This is a genomic window from Actinosynnema sp., assembly GCF_052038725.1.
On record NZ_JBQGCX010001147.1, the window covers coordinates 1 to 2,908 of the forward strand.

The 2,908-nt window shown below is 75.8% G+C and carries 1 protein-coding gene; it reads left to right on the forward strand.

Features of this window, described 5'->3' with window-relative positions; genetic code table 11:
- Positions 1-2,908 (forward strand): type I polyketide synthase (locus ACTUAL_RS24170; RefSeq protein WP_440901854.1); only part of this gene is annotated, 2,908 nt, incomplete at both ends.

Below are 2,908 nucleotides of genomic sequence, written 5' to 3' on the forward strand. Positions count from 1 at the left end.
TCCGAACTGGCCGGACGGCTGGCCGCGCTGCCCGAGTCCGAGCAGCACCGCGCACTGGCGGACCTCGTCAGAACCCACGTGGCCGCCGTCCTCGCCTACCCGGACCCCTCCGGGGTCGATCCCGGCCGGGCCTTCAAGGACCTCGGCTTCGACTCGCTGACCGCCGTCGAGCTGCGCGACCGGCTCGGCGCGGCGACCGGGGTGCGGCTGCCCGCCACCCTGGTGTTCGACCACCCCACCCCGGTCTCGCTGGCCGCGTTCCTGCGCGCCGAGCTGGTGGGCGCCCGCGACGCCGACGAGGCCGAGACCGCGCCCGTCGCGGTGGACGACGACCCCATCGCGATCGTGTCGATGGCCTGCCGCTACCCCGGCGACGTCCGCACCCCCGAGCAGCTGTGGGACCTCGTCGCGAACGGCGTGGACGCGATCTCCCCGTTCCCGACCGACCGGGGCTGGGACTCGGCCGCGCTCTACGACGCCGACCCCGACCGGCCCGGCACCAGCTACGTCCACGAGGGCGGGTTCGTGCACGACGCGGGCTCGTTCGACGCCGCGTTCTTCGGCGTCTCCCCGCGCGAGGCGCTGGCCATGGACCCGCAGCAGCGGGTGCTGCTGGAGCTGACCTGGGAGGCCGTCGAGCGCGCCGGGGTGGACCCGAAGTCGTTGCGCGGCAAGCGGGTCGGCGTGTTCGCGGGCACCGGCGGCCAGGACTACGCGGACCTGCTCGACCACGCGCCCGAGGAGGTGGAGGCGTTCCTGGCCACCGCGACCTCGGCCGCCGTGCTCTCCGGCCGGGTGTCCTACGCCTTCGGCTTCGAGGGCCCCTCGGTGTCGGTGGACACCGCCTGCTCCTCGTCGCTGGTCGCGATCCACCTGGCGGCGCAGGCGCTGCGCTCGGGGGAGTGCTCCCTGGCGCTCGCGGGCGGCGTGCTGGTGATGGCCACCCCGACCCCGTTCATCGCGTTCTCCCGCCAGCGCGGCCTGGCCCCCGACGGGCGCTGCAAGCCGTTCTCCGACAGCGCGGACGGCACCGGCTGGTCCGAGGGCGCGGGCGTGCTCGTGCTGGAGCGGCTCTCCGACGCCCGCCGCAACGGGCACCCGGTGCTGGCGCTGGTGCGCGGCACGGCGGTCAACCAGGACGGCGCGTCCAACGGCCTGACCGCCCCGAACGGCCCCGCCCAGCAGCGGGTCATCCGCAGCGCGCTCGCGGCGGCCGGGCTCACCCCCGCCGACGTGGACGCGGTGGAGGGCCACGGCACCGGCACCTCCCTCGGCGACCCGATCGAGGCGCAGGCCGTCCTCAAGACCTACGGGCAGGACCGCACCGAGCCGCTGTGGCTGGGCTCGATCAAGTCCAACATCGGGCACGCGCAGGCCGCGTCCGGCGTCGCGGGCGTCATCAAGTCCGTGCTGGCGCTGCGCAACGGCCTGCTGCCCCGCACCCTGCACATCACCGAGCCGTCCACGCACGTGGACTGGTCCGAGGGCAACGTCCGGCTGCTGGCCGAGGAGCGGCCGTGGCCCGCCCGCGAGAGGCCGCGCCGCATCGGCGTGTCCTCGTTCGGCGTCAGCGGCACCAACGCGCACACCATCCTGGAGGAGGCGCCCGCCGCCGAGGACGCGCCCGCCGAGCCGGTCCGGGTGCGCACCGACGTGGTGGCGTGGCCGATCAGCGCCAGGGGTGAGGACGCGCTGGCCGCGCAGGCCGCGCGGCTGGTCGCGGAGGTGGCCGACTTGGCGCCCGCCGACGTCGCCCTGTCGCTGGGCGGCACGCGCGCCGCGCTGGAGCAGCGGGCCGTGGTCGTCGGCGCGAGCGCCGAGGAGCTGCTGGCCGGGGCGCGCGCCGTCGCGTCCGGGCAGGCCGCGCCGAACGCGGTGACCGGCAGCGCCGGGTCCGGGCTGACCGCGTTCCTGTTCACCGGGCAGGGCTCGCAGCGCCCTGGCATGGGGCGCGGGCTGCGGGAGGCGTTCCCGGTGTTCCGGGAGGCGTTCGACGCGGCGTGCGAGCTGCTGGACCGGGAGCTGGACCGGCCGCTGGCCGAGGTGGTCCTCGGCGAGGACCGGGAGCTGCTGGACCGCACCGGGTACAGCCAGCCGGCGATCTTCGCGTTCGAGGTGGCGCTGTACCGGCTGCTGGAGTCGTGGGGGGTGCGCGCGGACCACCTGAGCGGGCACTCGATCGGCGAGATCGCGGCGGCGCACGTGGCCGGGGTGTTCTCGCTGGAGGACGCGTGCAGGCTGGTCGCCGCGCGCGGCCGGTTGATGCAGGCGCTGCCGCCCGGCGGCGCGATGCTGGCGGTGGAGGCCACCGAGGAGGAGGTGCTGCCGCTGCTGAACGACCGGGTCGGCATCGCCTCGGTCAACAGCCTCACCTCGCTCGTCGTCTCCGGAGCCGAGGACGCGGTCGGCCAGGTCGCCGCCGCGCTGGACGGCAGGCGCACCAAGCGGTTGCGCGTCTCGCACGCCTTCCACTCGCCGCTGATGGAGCCGATGCTGGCCGAGTTCCGGACCGTCCTGGCCGGGATCGCCTTCAGCGCGCCCACCATCCCCGTGGTCTCCAACCTCGCCGAGACCGCCGACCTCACCGACCCCGAGCACTGGGCGCTGCACGTCCGCGAGGCCGTGCGGTTCCACGACGGCGTCACCGCGCTCACCGAGCAGGGCGTCACCCGGTTCCTGGAGATCGGCCCGGACGGCGTGCTCACCGGTCTGGTCGGCGGCGCGGGCGCGATCGCCGCGCAGCGCCGCGACCGGGACGAGGTGCTCACCCTCACCACCGCCGTCGGCAGGGTCTTCGCCCTCGGCGGCGAGGTGGACTGGACCGCGTTCCACGCCGGGCGCGGCGCCCGCCGCGTCGACCTGCCCACCTACGCGTTCCAGAGCGAGCGGTTCTGGATCGAGTCCGCCA